Origin of the sequence: Kribbella steppae, from assembly GCF_004342025.1 — a bacterium.
Taxonomy (GTDB): domain Bacteria; phylum Actinomycetota; class Actinomycetes; order Propionibacteriales; family Kribbellaceae; genus Kribbella; species Kribbella steppae.
Genome location: NZ_SLWN01000018.1, coordinates 29,089 through 54,123, shown reverse-complemented (window position 1 = coordinate 54,123; position 25,035 = coordinate 29,089). Strand labels below are relative to the sequence as shown.

The following is a 25,035-nucleotide window of genomic DNA, read 5'->3' as shown; positions in this document are numbered from 1 at the left end:
TTGGTTCGAAGCTGACGACCTTCGCCGCGTTGTGCCGTTCTTCTCTCTGGCGTTTGGCCTCGTCGCGGCGATCACTCAGCCGTCTTCGGCCGCCGACATCGTCCTGATGGCGGTGCCGGTCGCCGCCTTCGGCCTGTGGGCTTTCGTCCCCACTGTGCCGCTCGCCGCCGTTTCCGTCGGCGTAGTCGTTCCGGTGGTCGTGGCACAACGTTCCGGTCAGCTCGAGCCGGTCATGTTCAATGTCGCTCTGCTCGCTTTTGCGGCCGCGCGTTGGTCTCCATCGCTCGGAACGGCGGCGTCGCTTGGTGTGCTCGCGGTGGCCACGCCAGTGCTGGTGGCTCTGGTCCAGGATCCGATGGAGGTCGCCGTCGGTATCTGGATCGTGGCCATCGTCTTCATCTGGGTCGTCGGTCGCGCGGTCGCGCGCCAGGAGCGACTCGTGGTCGAGCTCGAGGGCATCCGGCGTCAGCTGGCCGAGCAGGCGCTGCTGGCCGAGCGGCGTCAGGTCGCTCGTGACGTCCACGACTTCGTGGGGCACGGGCTGGCTGCCGTGATGCTCCAGGTCACGAGTGCCCGGCACGTGTTGCACCGCGACTTGGGGTCCGCCGAGGAAGCGCTGCGATCGGCCGAGGAGGTGGGCCGCCGCAGCATGGACGAGCTGCGGCGGACGGTCACGTTGCTCCGTCACGACGACGAGGCAGCAGTGGCACCGCCGCCGTCGACGACAGAGATTCCCGCACTCGTCGACCAGGCCCGGGCCGGGGGTCTGGCCGTCGAGCTGCGAATGCGAGGAGACTTCGCTCGGATTTCGCCAGGGATGGGCGTCGCGCTCTACCGGATCGCTCAGGAGGCGCTGGCGAACGCTGCTCGGCACGCGCCCCGCGCGCACACGATGCTCGGGCTTGAGCTGTCAGACGGCGACGTACGTCTCGTGGCCGAGACCTCAGGACCAGTCGCCACCGCCAGGGCGACTGATCCCGAGCGGCCTCGGTACGGCCTGATCGGGATGGGAGAGCGGGCGTCCGCGCTCGGCGGCGACCTCGCGGCCGGGCCGACGCCGGACGGTTGGCAACTGACCTGCAGGCTTCCGCTGAAGGTCGACAACGAGCTACCGGAGGGAGATCCGCGAAGGCCATGATCCGCGTTGCTCTCGTCGACGATCAGGCGATCGTACGCGGTGGCTTGGCGCGGATCCTCTCGCCTGCGGACGGGTTCGAGGTCGTGGCCGAATGCGCCGACGGCAGGCAGGCGGTAGCGGAGTTGCCCGGCTTGCACCCGGACGTCGTCCTGATGGACATTCGGATGCCGGACCTCGACGGAATCGCTGCGACGAAGCGATTGTGTGCCGCCGAGAACCCCCTCGTCGTCCTGGTGCTCACGACCTTCGGTGAAGACGAAGTGCTCTGGGGGGCGATCGAGGCCGGTGCGGCTGGGTTCGTGCTCAAGTCCTCGTCCGCCGAGGATCTGATCGCGGCGGTTCGTGCGGTCGCCGGCGGCGGGGCCTGGTTCGACCGGGCGGTCGCGCCGCGGCTGCTCGACCGGTACCGGCGGGTCGTTGCCCCGGCGGCGCGGGACGCGGCGCGGCTCGACCTGCTCACCAACCGCGAGCACGATGTCCTGCGGTTGATGGCGCGCGGTGCCACCAATGCCGAAATCGCCGTCGCCCTGCACATCGCCGAGGCGACGGTGAAGACGCGTATCGGCAGCATCTTCGCCAAGCTTGGTGTGCGCGACCGGGCTGCCGCGATCGTGTTCGCGTACGACCACGGTGTGGTCACTCCGGGCCGGACACCGTAGGACGGCCTCCACCCGTAGTCGGAGCGCGGTTCGAGCCCGCAGGGCGATGCGGCGCCGCACCGGCGTGCTTAGCGTCGGCGGCATGACCGAGAAACTCGCGCGGGCGTGCAGCCGCCGACCGTGGCTCGTCGTCGGGCTGTGGCTCGTCGTCATTGTCAGCGCCTTCGGGCTGGTGGCGACGCTCCTCGCGTTCGAGGGCGAGACCGAGATCACGAGGACGACCGAATCCAAGGAGGCCGACCGGGTCCTCGCCGAGGGCTTTCCCCGCGAGGTTGCGAGCGGGGAGGCGATCAGCGAGGTCGTCGTGGTGAGGGCCGAGGACGGCAAGGTCGAAGCGGCTGCTCCGCGCGCGCGAGTCGTCGCACTCGCGGATGAGCTGCGGGCGGCCGGGGCGGACCGCGTCGTCACCTACGGCGAGGACCGGCGCCTCGTGTCGCAGGACGGCGACTCGACAGTGCTCCAGGTCGCACTTGGCCGCGACGGGGAGGACGACGTGGACGATGTGGTCGATGCGGTTCAGCGCCTCGATGACGAGCCTGGCTACCGCGCGGCGGTGACCGGCAGCAGGACGGCGGACGCCGATGAGGACGCCGCCTCGCTGGAGGATCTGAAGAAGGGCGAGCTCTTCTTCGGCGCTCCACTCGCCCTGGTCGTCCTGCTGCTCGTCTTCGGCGCGGTCGTCGCGGGCCTTGTTCCGGTCATGGTCGCGCTCGCCTCGATCGTGGTCGCCCTCGCGCTCGTCGCACTCCTGGCGCAGGCATACGACCTCTCGGTCTTCACCCAGAACATGCTGATCGGCATGGGCCTCGCCCTCGGAATCGATTACTCGCTCTTCACCCTCTCTCGCTATCGGGAGGAGCGGCTGCGGGAGCAGTCGAAGCTCGAGGCCATCGCCACTGCGGGCGGCACCGCCGGCCGTGCCGTCCTCTTCAGCGGGATCGCCTTCGTGCTCGCGATGCTCGGGCTCCTGCTGGTTCCGAGCACGATCTTCCGCAGCCTCGCCGCCGGCGCGATTCTGGTCGGGATCGTCTCCGTGATCGCCGCGCTGACGCTCCTCCCCGCGGTTCTCGCACTGCTCGGCGACCGGGTGAATGCGCTGCGCATCCCCTTCTTCGGACGAGCAGCTGAGCAGGCGGGCCGGGAGGGCCGCTTCTGGGCCGCGATCGTCGACCGGGTCATGCGCCACCCTGCCGCCAGCCTCGTGCTCGGCGCCGGACTGTTGCTCGCGCTGGCGGCCCCAGTGCTCGCGCTCGACACAGGTACGTCGGGGGCGGCGACGCTTCCCGACCGCTTCGAGTCGAAGCAGGGCTATCTCCTCCTCCGCGAGGAGTTTCCGAAGGAGTCGACCGAGCCGGTCGACATCGCGGTCGTCGGAGACGTCCGCGGGCCCGCCACCGAGGGCGCTGTGGCTCGGCTCAAGCAGGAACTCGCGCGCCGCCCGATCTTCGGGGAACCGGTCGTCGAAGCGAATGAGGCGGGCACGGTCGCCCGCGTCACGGTTCCGATCGCGGCCAATCCAGACAGCGAGCGTGCGATCGACGCCGTCCGCGGGCTACGCGACGAGGTCGTCCCCAGCGCGTTCGCTGGTGTTGACGCCGAGGTGTACGTCGGCGGCGACACCGCCGAGGAACTCGATTACCAGGACACCGTCAACTTCTGGCTTCCCCTGGTGCTCCTCTTCGTGCTCGGACTCAGCTTCGTCTTGCTTACGCTCGCGTTCCGCTCGATCGTCGTTCCGGCGACCGCGATCGCCATGAATCTGCTCTCGGTCGGAGCGGCCTACGGGCTGCTCGTGCTCGTCTTCCAAGAAGGCGTCGGCAACGAGATCCTCGGGCTGAGCGAGGCCGAGACGATCGACGCCTGGGTTCCGCTCTTCTTGTTCGCCGTTCTCTTCGGACTCTCGATGGACTACCAAGTCTTTCTGCTCAGCCGCATCCGTGAGCGCTACACGGCGACGGGCGACACGGACGCCGCCATCGCCTTCGGCATCGGCTCGACGGCCCGCCTCATCACCGGCGCCGCGCTCATCATCATCGCCGTCTTCTGGGGCTTCGCGATGGGCGACACCATCGCCTTCCAGCAAATGGGCTTCGGCATCGCTGTCGCGCTGCTGATCGACGCGACGATAGTCCGCTCCGTTCTTGTTCCGGCAACGATGAAGCTGCTCGGCGAGCGCAACTGGTACCTGCCGTCCTGGCTGACCTGGCTCCCCGACGTGCGCGTCGAGGGCACCCAGCCGCCACCGAAGGCTGCGCGCGAGCCGATGCCCGGCGGAAGCCACTGACTTGACGGTCACGGTTTCGCGGTCGCACGACCGTCGCGGAATCTGATCGCATCTCCGGACCGGGCCATGTCTCCAAGATCATGCGCAGCGACGGCCCCGGCACACGCCTCCACCTGATCATCTCCAACGGCACCGTCGTGACCTGAGGACGAATCCATCAGGGTGATGGCTCGGGACCTCACCGGCGAAGCGCAGTACGGTCGGTGGAGGGAACTCACGAGAGGACCACCGAGATGAGCATCGACCGGGGACTGCTGGCGACGTTGGAGGCCAAGCCGGGCAAGGAAGAGGAACTGCGCGCGTTCCTCGAGCAGGGGCGGGAGCTCGCGGCCGCCGAGGAGGGGACAGTCACCTGGTACGCGTTCCGCCTCGGGCCGACGACGTTCGGGATCTTCGACACGTTCGCCGACGAGGACGGCCGGCAGGCTCACCTCAACGGGGCGATCCCGGTCGCCCTCGGACAGGTCGGCGCCGACCTGCTCGCCGCCGACCCCGAAATCCGAACAATCGACGTCATCGCGGTCAAGTAGCATCCTGCTGATCTTTGCCGCCATGGCCCCAGGTCGCCGTTCCGCTGCGGGCCACCAGTCGAAGCTCGTCGTGCAGGCCGCGAGGGACATACCCGGACCGGTGCCGTTCGCTCAGGCCCAGGTGCCGATGGACCTCTGGCCGCGCCGGCGGGTTGGAGGCACGGTTTGGTCGGGCTGGACGCAGGGGGCTCTGGCTCTCCTTCCGCGCCGTCATCGACTCCGACGATCGCGCGACAGCTATGCTCTAGTGGCACGGATATGGCCGCGCCGACCTCCGTGTCGGGTAGCCGGACCGACGGGCGGAGAGCCATGCAGCGGTGGGACAGGGCGCTCGTACGACGGTGGGGTGGACGCGCTGTCGGTCTGGCGCTGACAGGGATCGGCCTGTACGTCGTCGCGCCGAGCCTGCTGTCCGTCTTCGGCTCCTGGCCGGGGCTGCGAGATGTCAAGCCGTGGTGGTTTCTGGTCCTGGTGGCGCTGGAGACGTGCAGCCTGGTGTCGCTGTGGTGGCTGACGCGGCTGGCGCTTGCCCCCGCTGACGAGGCCGCCGGCGGACCTCCGCCCCACTGGGGCTCTGTGGCCTCGGCGCAGCTGGCCGGCAACGCGGCCAGCAAGGTCGTGCCGGGGGGTCCGGCCACCGGCGGTGTCGTCCAAGCACGTGTGCTAATCCGGGACGGCCAACCCGCACCGGTGGTGGCCTCGTCCCTCGCCGCGGTCGGCCTGTTGACGACCGCGGTCCTCCTGCTGCTTCCCGTCATCACCGTGCCGGCCCTCATCATCGGTCCGCCGCCGGCCCGGCAGCTCCAACTCGGCCTCCTGGTCTCGCTGATCATTGCAGTGGTCATCGTGGGTGTTGGTGTGACCGCACTCACCTGGACCGGCTTCGTGGTCGCCGCTGGGCGTATCAGTGGACACGTCGGACACCTCGTCAGGCGGAGCATCTCTGCCGACTCGGTCGCTGCCTCGTTGGTCGCGCAGCGCGACCGCGTCGCCAGCGCCTTCGCAGGCCGCTGGTGGCGTGCCGTCTTCGCTGCCGCAGCGAACCGGATGTTCGACTACGCCGCGCTGGTTGCTGCGCTCGCCGCCTTCGACGCGCACGCCCGCCCGTCGGAGGTGCTGCTGGCCTACGTCGTGGCCCAGGCCCTCGCGATCGTGCCGCTCACTCCAGGTGGTCTGGGCTTCGTCGAGTCCGGACTCACGACCCTGCTCGTGCTCATCGGGATCAGCGCCGCCACGGCCGCGATCGGCACGCTGCTCTATCGGCTCGTGTCCTTCTGGCTGCCCATTCCAGTCGGTGCGCTCGCGTGGGCAGGTTGGCGGATCAACCTCACCCGCTCTGAATGAGCGCAGCCCAAAGCGCCCGAATGCGGGGATCGTGGGTGTTCCCTTGGCCGAGCTGGATGCCAAGCAGTTCTCCGTGGCGGTCACGACGTACGTCACGACGTACTTCCTGACAGCACGGCTCGCGGGCCGGTTCATGATTCCGAACAAGTCCGGGGTGATCATGACCGTCACCGCGCTCCACTCGCGGACGGGAATCCCCTTGGTGGCTGGTGACGGTCCGGCGCAGGCGGCCAAGGAGGCACTCACTCGTCACTGTCCGCTCAGCTCGCACCCCAGCGCATCCGTGTGGTGGGTCTGCGTCCACAGGGCATGCCGGAGACACGCACGATCAAGGACGCCGACGAGCCTCGCGCAAAGGCGTCGGGAAAGACCTGGGAACAGTGGCAGGACCTGCTCGCAAGCAGGACCCATCCGCGACGGCTGATGACGCTGGAGGCGCACGACCCGGACAGATTGCCTGCGGAACCGGGACGCTAGCCTCGCTCAGCCAGCGACGTCACCAGTGAAGCGGTTATGTCATCAAGTGAGTGCACGACAACGGATGCGAGGCCGAGGGCGTCCTTGTCGGGCAGAAAGGCCTTGTTGGGAACTGCGATGACGCGCAAACCCGCCCGGGCAGCCGACCGCAGTCCGTTGCTCGAGTCCTCGATCGCAACCGCCTGCCGCGCCTCAACAGTCAACTGCCGCACCACCTCCTCGTAGACCGCGGGTGACGGCTTGCCGGCCTGGACCTCCTCGGTGGACACGCTGACACGGAACTTGCTTGCCAAGTTCGCAGAGTCGAGGACCGCGTCGATCAGCTGTCGCGGTGACGACGACGCCAGTCCCAGCGGCCAGTGGCTCGCGAGTCGTCGCACGACCTCGATGGCGCCAGGCAGCAGCGGCAGCCGTAGCCGGTATCGGCTCGCCATGCGGTCGATGACTTCGGCCGCCACGTCCTGCGGCCGGCCAGGTACATCGATCACCGCCGTAAGGTAGTCCGACCACTCTGGCGTGCTCATACCCTGCAATGCACGGGTCGCGCCAACGGGCCAGGGGCGGCCGGCTTCGGCGGCGACTCCGCGACGGACCTCGTCCCACTGCTGCTCGGAGTCCACCAAAACACCGTCAAGGTCGAAGACCACTGCCTGTATCTCGGGATCCGCCATTGCACTCCCTGGGGCGGTCGAAGCCGATCGCTCGCTTGTCCAAGCCTGCTGGCCACGAGAGGAAATGCCAACCGCCCGGACCATCGCCGGCAATGCCCTAAGGATGCGGTTCGTGGGGACCGGTGGGGCGACCCGGGGCATCCACAGTGTGGCGCGGCCGGCCACGGCGTCCGATCTATTCTCGCTGGACGCGACATTGTTCGCGGCTGTCGAGGGAACGTCACCAATCGGCGCGGGCGACCCGTTCAGCACACTGGTCGCGGTGGCCCCGGCCACCTGCGCCCGATCGCTCGCCAAAGACCCGACCGACCGACTGACCGTCGAGCAACTGCAGGGTCAGGTCCTGGGTCGCGCCGGTGACGCACAGGTAGAGCTGGGCCCAGGTGACCTGGTGGCGGTGCCGCCGCAGCGTCACAACGTCGACGCCCTGGAACCGTCCGTACTACTGCTCACACAGTTGCTCTCGGGCGCCTGCGCCTGATCGTTCGGATCGGCCTTGGCAGAACCAGGACGTGGTGCATCGGATTCACCTCCTCCGGGGTGCTGCCGCACGCCACGGTGCCGGGCTGGTGTTTGATCTCACCCGTATGACGACGCAGCCCGTCGAAATGTGACGTGGCGTGCCAGCCCTGCTCTGACAGCGAGCATGGTGGAGCGGCATCCGGCGCAGGATGAGACCCCGCGCTAGCACGCAGTTTCGGGAGCTAGCGTTACCGCCTTGCCTAGCCGGGCAGTGGGATCGCGATGACCTCGCCGATGTCGGCGCAGACGCCGCAGTTCGAGACGTAGGCCTTGCCGTCCCGGAGCGCCAGCCCTGTCGGCATCGTGAGACCTTCGCTGGCGATGACCGTGCGCGAGCCGTCCTTGGCCAGGCGGATCAGTGCACCCGTCGTGTCACCGGACAGCAGGCCGTTGTGGGCGATCTCGAGCACGTAGAGCGAGTGGTCGGGACCGAAGGCGATGTCGATGATGTTCGTGAACCCGCTGGCGACCACCTCGGGTTGTCCGCCCGGCTCGACCCGGTAGACGTTCGCGCCGCCGACCGGGAAGGGGAACCCGGTTAGCTGACCGACGTACAGCGCGCCGTCCGGACCCCGGGTCACTGTCGTCGGCACGGCCTGCATCGGGATGTCTGGGCCACCGAACGGGTTGGGTACCAGTCGCGGTGGGAACACCGCGAGGGTTGAGATACGTCCGGGTTGGCGCACGCCCAGGAGGGAGTTGCCGCCGGCGTCCGCGACCACCTGGCCTCCTGCAGTGGAGAGCAGACCCTGCGGGTTGCTGTCGGGGAGTCCGCCGTCCGGATTGTCCGACAGCTCGAACCCGCCGATGTCGGCCACCAGCCGGAACGTCCCCTTCGACGGCTTGGCACGGACCAGGGTCGCGGCCGTCCGACCCTCCGGAGGCAGTGCCGTGCGGATGGCCGGGTCGGCGCCGAGGCCTAGCGTCACGTACAGGTTGCCGCTTCCATTTGGTGCCACGTCAGACGGTCCGAAGACCTCGGGCGTCCCCTGCAAAGCGAATGACGGGAGTCCGGTGAGGACCCGATTCTGATGGCCTCGCTTCACCTCGGTGACCGCGCCGGTGGCGCCGTAGCAGATCTGTCCGAGGGGGTGTGGGAGGCATGGGCTGGTGCCGCCCACGCCCGCCTCGGCGACATACAGGGTGCCGTTCGGGCCGAACGCCAGGCCGCGAGGGCTGTCGAGCCCCGATGCGACCACCCGCCACGGTGAGTCCTGGCTGACCGCCGGCGTGGCCGGCAGGACGGCGAGACCCAACCCGGTGCTCAGTGCTGTACCGATGATCATCGTGCGCCGGAACATGTGCCCTCCCTGGTAGTGCACTCCCTTCTCCCGAGTCTGCTCATGACCGTCCCAGCCGTCCACAGTTCGCATCGCCCCATCAACTTCGAGCTCTGAGGGCACATCAGACGGCCGGCATCGACGTTGCCTTCGGTTACGACAGTGAGACGCGGTGCACGGGCTGTGCCAGCAACCAGCCTGCGCTGACGGGTGAAGGCCACGACCGCCCAGGCTTGTGGGTCTGGAACGGTGCCTCAGCGTCGGGTCCGATGGGCTGCACCAGACGGCCGATGCCGGGCTTGTCGACGAGCCGGGGGAGGGTGGTAGCCACTTGGCGACTCTGATCCAATCTGCGGGCTGACCGTCAGCGGGTCCGTCATTCTGGACTTGAACGGTCGCCGCTCCCTCGCGTTCGAGGAGGATCTTGGACAACCCCATGACTGAATCGAAGAGCCGCCCGCGAGGCGCTACCGCCGGTACTCCGCGAGGCGGCCGACCCCGGCGCAGCCGTACTGGTGACGGCTCTGCTCCGAGCAACCATCCCGATCCGCCACCGCAGACAACAAACAGGCGACGCGAACACCGCGCCACCTGATGACCTGAAACAATTGTTTCAGTGTCCGAGGGGGACACGCACCTTAACCACACGCCTTCAGCTCAACGTCTGAGCGGCACCTCGAACCCGCAACCGCTGATTGCAGCCGAGGCCGCACGCCCTCCCCGGGCGGCGCCCGTCGCGAGACGATCTGAGACGGCTACCTTCACTGGATCTGTCAATCAAGCAGTTCGGCGCCGCATATCCGCGATTCTGCTCGGCGAGGAGAACGAAGTCTCCATCCGGGCGCAGCGAGCCTGCGCCGCGGCCACTACGAGTTGGGAGTCGACGCCGCGCCGGCTGACCAACGCATTCGAGGAGCCCCGACTCAGGATCTGACTGATCCGACGGTCGGCCGACGAGCCCGTCATGTTCGGCGATCGCATCACGCGACGGTGCCTGACAGTTGCCCAGCGCGATCCCGGTCGGATCAACTCTCCAGGACGCGTCCCTCGGCGGGCTCCTCGACTGTGTCGGTCGCCCGGTCCCCGTGGCCGGGCCACCACGCGGCGTGCCCGATGAGTGCGGTGAGCGCCGGGGTTAAGAAGAGCGCCATCACGAACGCGGCCATGGCGATGCCGACGGAGAACGAGAAGCCCAAAGACTTGAAGAACGTGCCCTCGGCGAACATCAGCGAGGCGAAGGTGCCGGCGAGGATCAGGCCGGCGGCCGCGACCGTCGGACCGGCATGCTCGATCGCCTTGGCGGCCGCGGGCCGTGGTTCGAGCCCTCCCCGTGCCTCTTCCCGCAGGCGCGCCACCATCAAGATGTTGTAGTCGGTGCCCAACGCCACTACGAAGAGATAGATGTAGATCGGCAGGATGAAGATCAGCCCCTGCTGTCCCAGCAGGCCTTGGAAGACCAGCACGGTCGCGCCCAGACTGGCGGTGAAGCCGAGGCCGACCGAGAGGATGAGGTAGAACGGCGCGACGAGGCTGCGCAGCAGCAACGCCAAGATGATCATGATCAGCACTGCCGCAACCGGGAACACGACCGAGTAGTCGCGCGCCATCGCGTCGTCGAGGTCGACGAAGATCGACGTGGTGCCGCCGACGAAAGCCTCGGTCCCGTCCGGCGCGGCCGAGTGCGCGGTGTCGCGCACGGGACCCTCGACGTTGGCCATCGCCGCATCGGACGTGGGGTCGTCGGAGAGGACGACGGTGAACACCGCGACGTCATCGGTGCTGGCGGTCAGCGCCGCAGACGCGACGCCGTCTGCGGTGCCTAGCTCGGCGGCGTACGTCTTGAGCTCGGCGTCGTCGAGCGGCTGGTCGCCCGTCGAGCGCAACAGCACCGTCGTGGGGTCGGCGGCACCACTTGGCTGGCCTTTCTGGAAGGTGATCAGCGCCTGGCCCGATTCCGTCTGCTCGGTGCTGCTGTCGGAGAAGCTGAAGGTCGGGTTGAACCCGAGGGCGAACAACGACAGGACGGCGAGCGACCCCGCCGAGATGACCGCGTAGCGGACCGGGCGCGCGGCAACCGACCGTCCGATGGCGCGGAACCGGGTGGCCTCGGGCTCGACCATCCACTTCTTCGACGGCCAGGAGATGACCCTTGGCCCCAGGACTGCGACGACTGCGGGGACCAGCGTCAACGCCGCGAGCACGGCCAGCGCGACCGCGATCGCCAGCGCCGGTCCGATCGAGCGGAAGATGCTCAGGGACGACAGCACCATCGCCATGAAGGCGATGATGACCGCCCCGCCGGCCGAGGCGATCGCCTCACCGGCCCGCTCGACCGCGTGGGACACCGCGCCCCGACCGTCGAAGCCCAGCCGCAGGGCCTCCCGGTAACGGAACAGGAAGAACAGGATGTAGTCGGTCCCGATGCCGAACAGCACGATGAACAAGATCACCGAAATGGAACTGTCGGCCTTGAGGTCGAACGCCTCGTTCGCCACCGCGATGAGCCCGGTGGCGGTCGTCCCGACCAGGGCGACGGTCACGATGGGCAGGGCGCACGCGATGACGCTACGGAAGATCAGCGCGAGCAGGACCACGATGAGCAACAGGGTCACGACGCTGACCACGACGAGCGCCTGCTCGGACGACTCCTGGGAGTCCAGCGACTGGGCTGCCGGGCCCGTCACGCCCGAGCGGAGGCCGCTCCCCTGAACCAGGGGCTGGAGGTCGGCGCGCAGGCTCCGGGCGTCCTCGATAGCAGCCGGGTCGAAGGCGTTCTTGCCCGGCTTGACCTGCACGAAGATCGCCTGCACCAAACCGTTGTCCGAAGCCGGGGCAGCGGCCGCAGTGCCCAGGTTGTCGTAGCCCTTGGTGTTGAGTTGCTCGGCGATGGCGGACACCTTGGCCTGGTCGTCCTTGGTCAGCTCGCTGCCATCCTCGCGGTCGAAGACCACGATCGCGCCGATCTCACCGCGCTCGGGAAAGGCTTCCTGTTGGACGGTGAGCGCCTTGACGGACTCGTAGTGCGCGGGCAGGAACTCCGACTGGTCCTGCGTGGACTGCAGGGCGGGGGCGGTCATCGCGATGACCACGGCGGCCACGATCCAGGCGGCAATGACCCACCAGCGGGCGCGGACTACGAGCTTTCCCAGAGCAGCGACCATGGTCCGAACGCTACTCGCCTGATCGGCCCCGCGGGCCGAAACGACACCGGGCGCGCTCGCGAACGACTCGGAGCCGCCGAGTCTCCTGGCGGCGGAGGTGAGGCTGCACCACAGGCGGCATATCGCGGCCGCACCCAGGGCCCCAGGGACTGACCCGGCTCAGTAGATCGGACTTGGTGAGGTTTGCGGTGACGGTCGAGGGCTTGAACCCTCGACCAGCATCCGGCTGCCGACGGAGCTTCCAGGCAGCGATGGGCACGTGGCCGGCGTCATGATGCCGGAGGACTGCTCGTTATGTCCGAACAGGCTTCTCGCTGCTGGAGACCGTCCAAACCCTGCCCCAGGAGGCCAGGCAGCGTCGTACCCGAGACGGTCGCGGGTCTCGATCGTTGCCGCGAGCATCGATCGGGTCGGGTGTGCTGGTCGCGGACCCGCCAGTCGAGCCGGTCGAGGAGTTTCCGCACCGAATGGCTTGAGGCTGGGGAGTGAACGCCGAGCCGGGTCTCGCTGCTATCGGCCGGGCTCCAGTGGACTGTCCTGGTGCTGTTCGAGCAGATGAAGCACTGGTACGCCGAGATGGCGGCGTGCCTGGGCCGACCAGTCGACGTGGAAGAACTCGGCCACGATGTGCGGCCGGGTGAGAACGACGACCTCCTGCCCGTTGACCCGCTGGATCTGTTCGACGAGCTCGTCCACGGGCCGGCTGCGGGTGATCAGGCCGTCAGCGTGCCGACCGAGTGACCGGAGCCGCTCGATGCTGCGATCCAGGGCCGTGGTGGCCTGGGCGTCGATTTCCCGTTGGGCCGCTTCCTGCGCCTTGAGCGCCTCCTCGTCCGACGCGATCGAGTGCCGCTCGGCGGCGATCCCGTAGAGCTCGGTTCCGGCGAGGCCGCCCAGCGAGTCCTGGACTCCGGCCTTGGCGTCCTCGCACGGGATGATCACATGAAGGCTGACCTGGTCCGGCGCGTTGGCGTAGAGCTCCACCACCCGCTCTGCATCCGGCACGCTCAACTCTTCCTCGACCAGCAGGACGACGTCGTACATCAAGACCACCTACCTTCGCCGCGTCCCGACTGCCTACCAGTACCCACAATCGGCGATTCTTGAGCTTCGTCGAGGCAATCGTCGGCAAGACTGCGTCCAGGCAGTGCGAAGCTGTCCTTGGACGGGGCAGACTGAGCACATGCGGTACGTCGAGCTGCGTCGGCACACCGACAACGATGGTGATCAGCTGACACCTCGGGGAGTGGCGGATGCGGAGGCCATCAGCGGTCGGCTGCATCCGCCGTACGTTGCGTTCGTCTCTACCGGGGCGGCGCGCTGCACCCAAATGCTGGAGATCCTGCGGAGTGCGACCGGCCAGAACGACGTGCCGATCACCGAGGCGACCGCTCTGCGATCCTCGGTCGAGGACCGGTGGCGGGCCGCGGCCAGGACAGCGGGGAAAGGCGCGGATGTCGAAGCCATGCGGGCGGTCGATCCGGACCTTGTCGACAGGGAATCGTGGCTGCTGGGCGTGGCGTTGCGACAGGTGGTGGAAGGACTGCCCGACGGTGGACGGGCACTTGTCGTGGGGCACAGCCCGACCAACGAGGCTGCGGTTCTGGGGTTGGCCGGTGAGGCGATCTCCTCGATGGGCAAGGGCGAAGGGATCCTGGTGATCGAGGACGGCGGGGACTACCGAATCGAACCGCTGGCTTGAGTCCTCGCCACAGCAGCTGGCTGACGAGGCCGTAATCCTGCGCCTCATCCGCGGCCCTCGGTCCTGCGTAGCGGACAGTCGATAGCCGGCGCCATTGAACCGCGGACGCGGCTTCAAGTGCGGATTCGCCGATGTGAAAGAAGGGTCTGCGGCCGCCGGCAGGTTTCGGCAAGGAGCAGTGGTGGGGGTATTAGGTGCCAGGTCGCGTCGAGTGTTCGCGTGCGGCGGTGACCGCGGCGTCGAGGTCGGGGTAGATCACGATCCCGGATCCGTTCCCGGTGTGGTGTAGGACGTCGCGGACTTGTCCGATGTCGCGGGCGAAGTAGAGCCGGACGCCGTGGGCGGCGAGGTCGCGGGTGAGTTGGTCGAGCATGCCGGCCGCGGTGACGTCGATGAACGGCGTGGTCTCGCCGTCGAGCACCACGGCAGTGGCCCCGGTTGCGGCGAGGTCGCGGATGCGGTCGCGGATGTGGTCGGCGTTGGCGAAGAAGAGCCCGGATTCCACGCGTACCACGACGATGCCCTGCTGCGGGTGAAGGTCGGGGTGGCGGTCGGCGTCTACCCAGAGCCCGGGCCGGCCGGCGTCGGCACTGCGGACCAGCCGGGTCACGTGCGGCCTGCTGGCTCGGTAGAGCAGCAGCGTCATGGAGACGGCGATGCCGATCACCAGGCCGGGCAGAGTGTCGAAGACCAGTACGCCGAGCATCGCCGTGATCGCGGCCAGGAAGTCCGCGCGGGCCGCCGGGCCATAGATACCGGCGAGCCGTTGGGTCCAGACGTTGTAGAGCCGGCGCAGAGCGGGGAGGTCGATCAGCTCGACGACCGCGGCGATGACAACGGCGGCCAAGGTGGCCTCCGGCAGTTGCTCGAACAGGCCGGTCAGGAACAGCAGCGTCACCAGCGTGAGGGCGGCGACCGTCAGGCCGCTGAGCTGAGAGCGGGCCCCGGCGCCGCCGTTGACGGCGGTCTTGGAGAGGCTGCCGTTGACGACCATCCCGGAGGTGAGGCCGGCGCCGAGATTGGCCACACCCAGACCGGCCAGTTCCCGGTTGGCGTCGATGTCGTAGCCCGCCTGCGCGGCGTAGGTTTTCGCCGCCGCCAGTCCCTCGGCGAACCCGATGAGCAACACGCCCGCGGCCGGCCCCACCAGGGCGAGGTAGTCATCCTTCCCCAACCCTGAGGGGAGGCCTAGCGCCGGCAGGCCGGACTGGATCGGTCCGACGATCGCCACGCCGTGCTGGTCGAGGTTGAGCACGGCGACGGCGGCGATGCCGAGCAGGACCGCCACCAGCGATCCCGGGACGAGCGGTAGCCACCGGCGCAGGCTGAGCACGACCACCAGACTGAGCAGACCGACCGCCAGCGTTGCCCCGTTGGTTTGGTCCAGGGACGTGAGCAGGTGCCAGAGCTTGGCGAAGAAGTCGCCGTCACCGCTGTCGATCCCGAAGAGCTTGGGGAGCTGCCCGACCACGATCGTCAGCGCCAGCCCGACGATGAACCCCTTCAACACCGGCTCGGAGATGAGCGAGGCCAGAAACCCGAGCCGCGCGAGCCCGGCGGCTACGCCGGCGACCCCGGTCATGAGCGCGAGCGCGGTGGTCAGCGCGACGTACCGGTCGCCGCCGGCGGCGGCGAAGGTGCCGACGATCCCTGCTGACAGTGCCGCCGTCGCCGACATCGGGCCGACCACCAGGTGCCGGGAACTTCCGAGCATCGCGTACAGGACCAGCGCCGGCACCGCTGCGTACAGCCCCACCACTGGCGGGACACCGGCGATGGTGGCGTAGGCCAGCGACTCGGGCACCAGCACCGCCCACACCGTCAGGCCCGCGACCACGTCCCGACGCAGCCAACGGGACCGGTACCCGGCGAACGACCCGAAGAGCACCGGGACCATGCGCGTCATCCCGCCTCCCTAGGTCGGACTACAGACCGCCGATGCCCTTGCCGATCAGGACGGTGCCGATGACGAGCAGCAGCACGCTCATCACCGCCGCGTTGTGGGCCTGCAGCCACTGTTTCAACCCGTCGAGCGGCCCGCGGAGCCGGTCGCGGGCGACCGCATAGGCCAGCACCGGCACGGCCACGCTGCTCGCGGCGAGCGCGGTGAACACGGCCACCGCAACTACATCTCCGCCCCCGGACAGCCCGCCGGAGCCGATGGCGGTTCCCGCCGCAACGCACATCAGCAGGTTCTTCGGGTTGACGGCCGACAAGACGAACCCGAGCCCCGCCGCCTTCGGCAGCGTGAAGCTGTCCATGGCCGACATCCACCCGGGAAGCGCCGCGGCCGTGCCTGGCTTCGGCCGCGCCCGCCACTGCCGGGCGGCGAGGAGCAGCAACAGCACACCCAAGCCGATCTTGACCCATGACACCGCGGCCGACGGCTCGTCCGAATCCCCGAATCCGACGCCGGCCAACGCGGTGAACACGCCCGTCGCCACAGCGATCCCGGCGACCCACCCGAGCAGGAAACCTGCACTGGTCCCACCGGCTCTCGGCGCCAGCAGCATCAGAATCGCCGCCATGATCGGGACCGGACTGATCGCCACCCCGACCGCCAGCGGCAGCAACTCTCCGATGACCTCGTTCATGGCAGGCTCCGATCTGGCTCGGGCGACCCGACCGCCGACTCATGATTCACCAATGCGTCGGGGTCGGCGGACGGGATTGATCGCGCGGTTTAGGGGGTAACGATCGCGAAGCCGGGGTCGGGTTGGTCTGCGAGGCCGGCGATCATGGCGAAAGTCTTGGGGTCGCCGTCGAACTGGACGCCGTTGGTGCCCGCACCGCCGAGCATGCCCAGCAGTTGCGGCTTGGTGAGGGTGATCACGAGGTCTGCGTCCTTGGTCCGGCTGGTCGGGTGGTGAGTGAGGACGCCGTTGGACAGTTCCATTCGGTAGGTCTCGCCAGTGTCGCTGAAGTGCCATCGGATCGACGCGGTGGTTTCCCAGGCGCGCTTGCCGTCGACACAGATAGCGAGGCTGTCGAAGAGCTGGGTGATGGTGAGGGCCGCTGCCATCCCGCTTGCGCTGACGGCGGCGGGTGTAACTGGGCCATGGAGTTCTTGTGCGCCGGTGAGGAAGTTGTTGCGCCAGGTGCCGCATTCCGACCCGTAACCAAGACGGGTGAAAACCTCGCCGAGTAGCGTCCTAGCACCCGCGTGGGCTGGGTCGGCGAAGACAGCGTGGCTGGCGAGCTCGGCGGCGAAGCGGAGGTCTCCGGCGTCGGCGAACTCGCGGGCCCGAGCCACGGTGGCGTCGAGGCCGCCGATGACCTGGACGTAGCGGGCGGCAGCGGCCTCGGGTGGGTGTTGCCATAGGTGTGCCGGGTTGCCGTCGTACCAGCCGAGGTAGCGCTGGTAGATCGCCTTGACGTTGTGGCTGACAGAGCCGTAGTAACCATGGGTGTGCCAGGCCGCGTCGAGCTCGGGCGGCACCTCAATCATCTCGGCAATCTCGCTGCCGACGTAGCCCTGGTTCATCAGTCGCAGCGTCTGGTCGTGCAGGAACGCATACAGGTCCCGCTGCTGTCGCATCAGCGTGACGATGTTGTCCGAGCCCCAGGTCGGCCAGTGATGGGACGCGAACGCCACGTCGATGTCGTCAGTGAACAACTCGATGGCCTCGTTGATGTAGCGCGACCAGCCGCGCGCGTCGCGCACCTCGGCACCGCGCAGCGTCAGCAGGTTGTGCAGGTTGTGGGTGACGTTCTCGGCCAAGCACAGGGCGCGGCGCTCTGGGAAATGGAAGTTCATCTCGGCCGGCGCTTCAGTGCCGGGCGTGATCTGGAAGACGATTCGCACCCCGTCGAGGGTCTCCTCCTGGCCGGTGTGGGTGATGTCCAGAGTGGGTGCGATCAGGCCGACCGTGCCGGTCGAGGTCCCCGGCCCGAGCCCGACTCCGAGGTTTCCAGTCGCGCTCACCGGCAGCCCCATGCCGGTGTGATACATGCCGCGGCGCAGCATCGCCGTCCCGGCGTAGACGTTCTCCGACACTGCGTGCTCAAGGAAGCCAGTCGGCGCGACGACGGGCACGTCCGTGTCCGCATCCACCACACCGAGGACGCCGCCGAAGTGATCAATGTGCGAATGGGTATAGATCACCGCCCGCACCGGCCGATCGCCGCGGTGCTCACGGTAGAGCGCCAGCCCGGCCGCCGACACCTCGGCGGATACCGCCGGGTCAATCACGATCAGGCCCGTCTCACCTTCGACGATGGTCATGTTCGACAGTTCGATGCCCCGAAGCTGATAGATGCCTTCGGTCACTTCGAACAGGCCTTGAATCGCGGTCAGCTGGCTCTGCCGCCACAGGCTCGGATCGACCGTAGCCGGGCAGTCTCCAGCAGTGGCCTTGGTATAGGCGTCGGCGTCATACACCACCCGACCGTCCGCAGCCTTGATCACCCCCGGCTCCAGACGCGACACCAAACCCCTGTTCGCGTTGTCAAAATCGGTACGATCGCTCAGATCCGCAAGCACTATCCTGGCTCCCTTCGCTAGGCGAACCCGTTCCACGATCCTGACAACCGCCCAGACAAGCCGCCTCACCCGCAGCGGACGATGGCAGCTGGGCATGAACGGTGACGCAACGCAACCGATCAGAGGCGCGCGCTCTCGCCAGACATGCCGCACCGCGAGACGCCTGTGCCGCGATCCCGTCCAGCGCCGGCATCCCATCAAGCCAGCGCGTCCTCCGCCCGCGGACCCGCCCCACGCGACCTCGCGGCCGACGCGGGGCACTGGATGTGCTCGGTCATGACGTGGGTGACAGTTGGACGGTTGGAGGCAGGTCGACGAGTGCGGTGTGTAGGGATGCCGATGGTGGCGAAGTAGTCCGCGGCACGGAGGAGGGACGAGTGGGGGTCGCGTCGATTGGATGAATCGTTGGACTCTGCCGGGTTTGTCCGATTGGTTCGTCGGGCGCGTGGACAGTGTGTTGCGGCTGATGTGTTGGCCTCCGCGGTCAGCCGTGCCAGAGTGGAAAACGGGGGTCGCCGCGTGTCGCGCGCAGGTCTGTCAGCAGCGCGACCGGCGATCGCAGGGGGTTGCGCTATGGGTGGACTGCGGTTGCATGTGTCCGGGTACTTCGCGTGCGAACGGGACGCTGACGCGACCGAACGACAGCTCGGTCTGCAACGTTCGGCTGCAATCAACGGACGGGAATCCATGCGCGGCCTTGGCCGGCCTGCCCGGGTGACGCTGGCGTCACGTATGAGTCACGTCGCGCTTGACATCGTTGGCGGCATATTCAGCGTGGGAGTCAGACATGCGTGACTCGAGATCGCCAGTACTCGACCAGGGTCGTCCGCCACCCGCTCACTCTGAAGGGGGGCTCCATGTCGATCTGCACCTGCTGCCACAGCTGGGCGTCGCGGTTGGAGCGGGCCCGGTCCCCATCTGCAGCCGGGCGGAACGTGTGCTTGCGTTCCTCGCCCTCCACTCCGGACGAGCTCGCCGGGTGACGGTGGCCGGGACGCTGTGGCCGGACACGACCGAGGAACGAGCGCTGTCGAGTCTGCGGACCGCGGTCTGGAATCTCTCGCGACTGGGCGTACCGCTGGTCCAGGTCACCCCGACGACGCTGAGCCTGATGTCAACCGTGGCGGTCGACGCGCACGAGGCGGCCCTCCGCGCCCGCCAGTTGATCGACGGGCAGTACGACCTTGCCGACGTTCCCGGCACACTCCAGTTGCTCCGTCAGGAGATGTTGGTGGACTGGGCCGAGGACTGGATCCTGGTCGCCCAGGAGCAGTTCCGGCAACTTCGGCTGCATGCGCTCGAGGCGCTCGGCGAGCAACTTCTCCTGCTCGGCCGGCACGCGCAGGCGGTGGTCGCCGGTCTCGACGCGATCGCGTGCGAGCCGCTGCGGGAAACGGCGCACCTGCTGCTCATGAAGGCGTACCTGGACCAGGGCAACCGGAGCGCGGCGATCCATCAGTACCAGGCCTGCGCGCGGCTCCTTCGCGACGAGCTGGGGCTACGACCGTCCGAGGCGATGACCGACCTGCTGGCTCGTTCGGTGGGTGGCCCGGCCCTGCATGACGTTGGAATCACGGTGGCGTGACGACCACAGGGTGACCATCTCGGTCATGGTCTCTCCGATCCGAGGACTTCCGATCCCCAGGCCGACGGGGCGCGTAGGCGTGCTGGCGATCCGCGCCCTCGACGATCTGGCCGGCGGCGCGGATCACTACCGGATCACCAGCAGTGTGTCCGTGCGCGATCAGCCGCGGCTGAGCATCACCGTCGTGGGTGCGGACGAGTTGCGGGCCGAGGTCGAACGGTGGCTGGCCGGCTTCCTCGGCGACGCCGATCACTGCGACGGATGACCGTCGTGACCGGGATCCCGCGGTCGGGCGGAGGGAAGTGGCCGGTGCCGAAGATCGGCGAGATCCTCGGCTGGCTCGAACAACTCGACGACGTACTGGACCTCGCCAGGGCGGCCGCCCAGGAGCGGTACGGCGTCGGGCCGGCCAGCGATCCCTATCGCGGCCTGTACGTCGGCCTCGACGAGCTCGACCGATTGGTCGCGCGCGCACCGGGGGTGCCATTGCTGGCCGGAGCCGGGTCGGCGGAGTTCGGTCCGGTCCTCGGTCTGAGCTCCGTGGAGAGCGCGGCGATGCTCCTCGCGCTCGCTCCCGAGATCGATGGAAAGTACGGGCGCATCTATGGCTACCTACAGGACGACGTCACCCGGCGGCAGCCGACCGTCGGACTGGTGCTCGATCTCTTCTGCCAAGATGCCGAGGAACGGCTGAGCTGCCTCGAACTCTTCGACCGTGGCGCAAGGCTCCGAGCCGACCACCTCATCGAGGTGGGCGACGACGCCAACCGAACCTGGCCGTTGATCGCACAGCCGCTCCGGCTCGACCGCCAGGTCCGCCGGCTCTTCCTTGGCGGCGGGGACCTCGACGAGCGGCTGGCTTCCGTTGCGCGGCTGTCCGAGGCAGTTGGTGACGTCGGTTCGCTGCCACTGACTTCGGCGGTGGCAGCGCAGGTTTCGGCTATTGCCACCTTGCTGAAGGGACAGCATGCGCGGGTCCAGGTGACGGGCCGGGACAGCCGATTGCTTCGGCAGGTCGCCGAGGCGATGGTCGCCGGCAGCGGTCGGCCGATGCTCACGGTGGACCCCACGAGCTGTCAGCATGCCGAACTCATCCAGCGTGAGGCGCGGTGGCAGCAGGCGGTGGTCGTCGCGCCGTCATGCGATGTCGACCGGTGGTGCGAGCTCCTCGGTGAGCTCGACTTGGTCGTGGTCACCGCGCCGGAGACCAGTCCAGCGATGCTGTCGATGGGATTCCTGCCCGTCGTGGTCCCACCTGCCGACCTGCGGATCCGCAGCTCGCGCTGGCTCACGGCAGCGCAGGAGGTCGGGCTCGAGTTGGCCGCAGACGAGGTCGACAGCCTGGCGCGGTCGTATCGGTTGAGTACCTCGGATATTGATGACGCGGTTCGGATGGCTCGTACGTCCGCGACCTTGGGGGACAGGACCGTTTCCAGCCCCAGGCGGGCCGCGGAGGCCGCGGGGGAGTTGGCGGCCCGTGGAGTGGCGACGGTGGCGCGGCAGGTCGAGCTCTGCCACCGATGGGAAGATCTCGTCTTCCCGCGCGACACGACCGACCAGCTTCGTGAGTTGAGCAACCGGGTACGCCTCCAGACAGAGGTGCTCGACGACTGGGGGATGCGGCGGGGTAGTACGAGCAACAGCCTGCATGCGCTGTTCAGCGGGCCCTCCGGTACCGGCAAGACGGCGGCCGCCCAGATCGTCGCCGGGGAACTCGGTCTACAGCTCTGGCGGGTCGAGCTGTCGACGGTGGTCAGCAAATACATCGGCGAGACCGAGAAGAACCTGGACCGGATCTTCACCGCGGCGAAGACGGCCGATGTCGTGCTGATCTTCGACGAGGCGGACGCCTTGTTCGGGAAGCGATCGGCGGTCCGGGACTCCCATGACCGGTACGCCAACGTCGAGATCTCCTACCTGCTCCAGCGGATGGAGGAGCACGACGGCGTCACGATCCTCGCCACCAACCTGCGGACCAATCTCGACGAGGCATTCCTGCGCCGGCTGGCCTTCGACATCCATTTCCCGTTACCGGACGAGCGGGACAGGCTGCTGATCTGGCAGCGCGTCTTCCCGCCCCAGGTGAACCTCGCGGCCGACCTCGACCTGCCGGGCCTGGCTGCTCGCCACCGACTGTCCGGGGGCCAGATCCGGAACGTGGCAGTCGCATCGGCGTACCTCGCGAGAACCGAAGGCGACACGGTGCAGGCGCACCATGTCGAGCACGCCGTACGGCGCGAGTACCAGAAGCTCGGCCGACCGATCGAGGGCTCGTCGGTGGAGGAGGGACGATGAACCGGACCCGCACAGCGCCGATCAGCGAACTCGACGAGGCGGACCTCGAGCCCGGCCACTCAGGTCCGGCCGAGTCCGGGCAAGAGCCACCAGCCACCAGGATGGGGAACTCCGCGTTCGCGCGGGTGGTCGAGAGTCACCCGCCGTCGCGCGGCGACCTGGGTACGCCGCTGGACCCGGAACTGCGGAGCTGGGCGAATCAGGCCTTCGGCTCCGACCTGTCCGCGGTCCGCCTGCACACCGGATCGAACGCCCAGCAGGCCAACCGCGAGGCGGGCACCTCGGCGTACACGGTGGGGTCTCATATCGTGCTCGGCAGCGACAACTTCCCGTTGCTCGTCCACGAGCTCGCGCACAGCGTGCAACAGGAACGCGGCCGTGGGCTGAGCCCTGGGCAGCCGCCGGCTGCTGCCAACGAAGGTCTCGCCGATCGGGCGGTCGAGGGAGCGCTGGCGGGCCGCCGGTACGTCGACGTCGGTCCCGGCGCGCCCGTCGGCTTCGCGGGCGGCGACGAGAGCAAGCAAGGGGATCTGTCCAGCCGGCTGATGAGGCAGTTGCAGTCGAAGATGGTCAACCAGGTGATGGGTTCGCTCGGTGTCCGCTCGACTGCGGCGGACCTGGTCCAGCACGCCGTCATCGGTTTCGCCGAGGAGCTGATCGCCCAGCTGTGGACCGGCAACAAGGGCATCGACTTCCTGAGGGCGATGCTCGGCATGGGGGCGGGCGACGTCGCGCAACTCGTCAAGGGCTACTACGCCGGACTGGTCCTGGGTGTCATCAGCCCGATCACGGACCTGTTCAGCCTGGCGGTGCTGGCCGAGAAGATCCAACTGCTGGGTCCCCGGATGCTGGCCAGCGTGCTGTCCGATCCCGGCGGTCTGGCTGCCGACGCCCAGGCGGTGGCGACCAAGGTCGGCGCGATCGGAACGCGGGTCGGCGACGCCTGGGAGAACGCCAAGAACAATCCCGCGGCTACGATCGTCGGGATCCTCGAGGCACAGGGGAACCTCGCCGAGTTCGCCAAACAGCAGGCCCGGAACCTCGGCAAGGCAGGCGCCACCGCGGTGGTCGACAGTCTGACCGCGCCGCTCGCCCCGAAGCCGGCGGAGAAGCCGGCCGAGAAGCCGGCCGAAGAGCCCGGATCCATGGGGCCGCTGGAGTGGAGCGGATCGATGCTGAAGGGTGGCGAGGCCGCGGTCCTCAACACCCCGTGGTCGCAGATCGGCAGCAAGCTCGGGTACGCCGTGGGGTTCGTGGCCGTCCAGATCGCGCTGCTGCTGTTCACGTCGGGCGTCGGCAATGCCGTCGAGCAGATCGCGGCCGGAGTCGCGAAGGTCGCGGTGGCGCTGGAACGGGTCGCCAAGGGCGCCGGCGTCGTCGTGGGAAGGGCGGCCGAACTGGTGGCGACAGTGGGCAAGGCGATCGACGCGGTGGAGATGTTTCTCGGAACGGCGATGAGGAAGATGCTGAAACCGCTGGAGAAGATCCTCGGCCCGGTGCTGCAGCCGTTCGAGGAGGCCATCACGGCGCTGAAGTCGTTCCTCGAGAAGCTGCTCGGAATCGCGAAGAAGCCGGCCGCAGTCGAGGCCGCGGCAGGCAAGGCCGCCGCAAGCCTGACCGACGACGCCCTCCGCGCCACCCCCAAGCCACCGGCCCCGACCGCCGAATCGCTGACGTTGAAGACCCCCGACGTACTCGAACGCCCACCCACTCCCGAGACCGTAAAACCCGCCGCCGCAACCAAGCCAACCACCGCGACGACCCCCGAACCCAGCCCGCCCCCAGAGCTCCCGAAGGCACCGGAACCGGCGAAGCCGCCCGAGACGCCCGAGCTGGTGAAGAAGCCCGAGACGCCCGAGCTGGTGAAGAAGCCAGAGACGCCCGAGCCTGTGGAGAAACTAGAGACGCCCAAAACCGAAGCCGCCGAACCACCCGCAACACCAGAACCGCCCCTGGCCGAACCGACCGCCCCACCGACCACCGCCCTCGAACCCCCGGCCGCGCCCACACCCCAACCACCCGCAGCCCCGCCCACCACCCAACCCAAGGCCCCGAATCCCAAGGCGGCCAAGACCACGACCACCAAGCCCAAGGCAGCCAAGACCACAGCCGCCAAGCCGAAGAAGGCGCCGAAGCCGACCGGAGATCCGGCGTTGGACGAGTCGCTCGACCGGCTCGAGAACGACTACACACCGGCGATGCGCGCGAAGATCGACCCGCTGATCAAACGCATCCGGAGGACGGCGCGCAAGGATCCGGCCCGCGCCCAGCAGATCGCCGATCGGACCGAGAACTACCTCGAACGGCTGACCGGCGATCCGTACGTCGACAAGGACGCCCTGGATCTCCTCGGCGGCAAGGGCGCACGGATGGAGCGAGGTAAGGCGGCCCGAACCTACGAAGACACGCCGGTGGCCGGGCCGCGCCGGCTGCCCGAGAGCGACGGTGCCTGGGACAGCGAGATACCGGGCGAGGGCGACTGGGTGTCGTTCGATCCCGACGTCAACCGCGCGACCGGTTCGGAGCCGATCAAGTACATCAACGGCGAGCCGGTCATGAAGCCGTTCGCCGAGGAACAAGCCATCGTGAAGATGAAGGGTGTGGACAAGAAGGACTTCCCGCCGGCTCGCCGCTCGTTGATGCGCCAGTACAAGGGCCGCTGGAAGAACGTCACGCATATCGAGCAGTGGGAGAAGGGCGGGGTGCCGGACAACTTCGGCGAGGTGCTGGACGGGCCGCACACGTGGCACCACGAGCCCGATGTCGAGACGATGTCGCTGGTGCCGACCGCCATGCACAGCAAGATCCCCCATCTGGGTGGCGCGTCGAAGGCGCGAGCAGGAGTCCTGCCGTACCGCCCGTCGGAAGCCGACTACGACCCGTTCTTCTACCAGGAATGACGTC

18 protein-coding genes are annotated in these 25,035 nt (G+C 68.3%); 11 read left to right on the top strand and 7 right to left on the bottom strand.

The genetic code is table 11. The features are described 5' to 3' along the window. The first annotated feature begins 31 nt into the window (after nucleotides 1-31). From EV652_RS37895 to EV652_RS37875, 5 genes are all read left to right on the top strand, one after another. Nucleotides 32-1,138: a sensor histidine kinase gene (locus tag EV652_RS37895; protein WP_199238630.1), complete on the top strand. Its 1,107-nt coding sequence runs from the start codon at nucleotides 32-34 to the stop codon at nucleotides 1,136-1,138. Further along, nucleotides 1,135-1,797, top strand: coding sequence for a response regulator transcription factor (locus tag EV652_RS37890; RefSeq protein WP_132214681.1), 663 nt, complete (start codon nucleotides 1,135-1,137; stop codon nucleotides 1,795-1,797). The genes EV652_RS37895 and EV652_RS37890 overlap by 4 nt, the downstream gene beginning before the upstream one ends. An 82-nt stretch (nucleotides 1,798-1,879) precedes the next feature. Next, complete coding sequence (locus EV652_RS37885) at nucleotides 1,880-4,081, top strand: MMPL family transporter (protein WP_158441456.1); 2,202 nt, start codon at nucleotides 1,880-1,882, stop codon at nucleotides 4,079-4,081. A gap of 233 nt (nucleotides 4,082-4,314) precedes the next feature. Further along, nucleotides 4,315-4,611 carry a putative quinol monooxygenase gene (locus EV652_RS37880; RefSeq protein ID WP_132214677.1) on the top strand — a complete coding sequence of 99 codons (297 nt, stop codon included), beginning with the start codon at nucleotides 4,315-4,317 and terminating at the stop codon, nucleotides 4,609-4,611. 309 nt (nucleotides 4,612-4,920) lie between these two features. Beyond that, nucleotides 4,921-5,955 (top strand): lysylphosphatidylglycerol synthase transmembrane domain-containing protein, encoded by a 1,035-nt coding sequence (locus EV652_RS37875; RefSeq protein WP_158441454.1) that lies wholly within the window; start codon nucleotides 4,921-4,923, stop codon nucleotides 5,953-5,955. A gap of 473 nt (nucleotides 5,956-6,428) precedes the next feature. On the opposite strand, the gene EV652_RS37865 is transcribed toward EV652_RS37875, so the two are convergent. Continuing rightward, nucleotides 6,429-7,103: an HAD family hydrolase gene (locus tag EV652_RS37865; RefSeq protein ID WP_132214673.1), complete on the bottom strand. Its 675-nt coding sequence runs from the start codon at nucleotides 7,101-7,103 to the stop codon at nucleotides 6,429-6,431. 112 nt (nucleotides 7,104-7,215) lie between these two features. On the opposite strand from EV652_RS37865, the gene EV652_RS37860 reads away from it, so the two are divergent. Beyond that, complete coding sequence (locus EV652_RS37860; protein ID WP_132214671.1) at nucleotides 7,216-7,584, top strand: cupin domain-containing protein; 369 nt, start codon at nucleotides 7,216-7,218, stop codon at nucleotides 7,582-7,584. A gap of 241 nt (nucleotides 7,585-7,825) precedes the next feature. Here the strand turns inward: EV652_RS37860 and EV652_RS37855 are convergent, their stop codons facing one another. From EV652_RS37855 to EV652_RS37845, 3 genes are all read right to left on the bottom strand, one after another. Continuing rightward, nucleotides 7,826-8,998, bottom strand: coding sequence for a ScyD/ScyE family protein (locus EV652_RS37855; protein ID WP_199238629.1), 1,173 nt, complete (start codon nucleotides 8,996-8,998; stop codon nucleotides 7,826-7,828). 932 nt (nucleotides 8,999-9,930) lie between these two features. After that, entirely contained in the window at nucleotides 9,931-12,066 is a 2,136-nt protein-coding gene (locus tag EV652_RS37850; protein ID WP_132214669.1) for an MMPL family transporter, read from the bottom strand. A gap of 510 nt (nucleotides 12,067-12,576) precedes the next feature. Continuing rightward, nucleotides 12,577-13,110 carry a hypothetical protein gene (locus tag EV652_RS37845; RefSeq protein WP_132214667.1) on the bottom strand — a complete coding sequence of 178 codons (534 nt, stop codon included), beginning with the start codon at nucleotides 13,108-13,110 and terminating at the stop codon, nucleotides 12,577-12,579. 139 nt (nucleotides 13,111-13,249) lie between these two features. On the opposite strand from EV652_RS37845, the gene EV652_RS37840 reads away from it, so the two are divergent. Continuing rightward, on the top strand, nucleotides 13,250-13,768 hold the full coding sequence (locus tag EV652_RS37840) for a hypothetical protein (protein ID WP_132214665.1): 519 nt from the start codon (nucleotides 13,250-13,252) through the stop codon (nucleotides 13,766-13,768). Between the two features lie 190 nt (nucleotides 13,769-13,958). Here EV652_RS37840 and EV652_RS37835 read toward each other — a convergent pair whose 3' ends face one another. From EV652_RS37835 to EV652_RS37825, 3 genes are all read right to left on the bottom strand, one after another. Beyond that, complete coding sequence (locus tag EV652_RS37835) at nucleotides 13,959-15,674, bottom strand: SulP family inorganic anion transporter (protein WP_132214663.1); 1,716 nt, start codon at nucleotides 15,672-15,674, stop codon at nucleotides 13,959-13,961. Nucleotides 15,675-15,693: 19 nt separating this feature from the next. Next, entirely contained in the window at nucleotides 15,694-16,362 is a 669-nt protein-coding gene (locus tag EV652_RS37830) for a GAP family protein (protein WP_132214661.1), read from the bottom strand. Between the two features lie 89 nt (nucleotides 16,363-16,451). Then, nucleotides 16,452-18,251, bottom strand: coding sequence for an alkyl/aryl-sulfatase (locus tag EV652_RS37825; protein WP_132214659.1), 1,800 nt, complete (start codon nucleotides 18,249-18,251; stop codon nucleotides 16,452-16,454). Nucleotides 18,252-19,188: 937 nt separating this feature from the next. Here EV652_RS37825 and EV652_RS37820 point away from each other — a divergent pair. From EV652_RS37820 to EV652_RS37805, 4 genes are all read left to right on the top strand, one after another. Then, on the top strand, nucleotides 19,189-19,836 hold the full coding sequence (locus EV652_RS37820; RefSeq protein WP_206752112.1) for an AfsR/SARP family transcriptional regulator: 648 nt from the start codon (nucleotides 19,189-19,191) through the stop codon (nucleotides 19,834-19,836). Between the two features lie 79 nt (nucleotides 19,837-19,915). Next, nucleotides 19,916-20,101 (top strand): hypothetical protein, encoded by a 186-nt coding sequence (locus EV652_RS37815; RefSeq protein ID WP_132214655.1) that lies wholly within the window; start codon nucleotides 19,916-19,918, stop codon nucleotides 20,099-20,101. Then, on the top strand, nucleotides 20,098-22,131 hold the full coding sequence (locus tag EV652_RS37810) for an ATP-binding protein (RefSeq protein WP_132214653.1): 2,034 nt from the start codon (nucleotides 20,098-20,100) through the stop codon (nucleotides 22,129-22,131). Before EV652_RS37815 ends, EV652_RS37810 begins: the two co-directional genes overlap by 4 nt. After that, nucleotides 22,128-25,031 carry an eCIS core domain-containing protein gene (locus tag EV652_RS37805; protein ID WP_132214651.1) on the top strand — a complete coding sequence of 968 codons (2,904 nt, stop codon included), beginning with the start codon at nucleotides 22,128-22,130 and terminating at the stop codon, nucleotides 25,029-25,031. The genes EV652_RS37810 and EV652_RS37805 overlap by 4 nt, the downstream gene beginning before the upstream one ends. Nucleotides 25,032-25,035 lie beyond the last annotated feature (4 nt).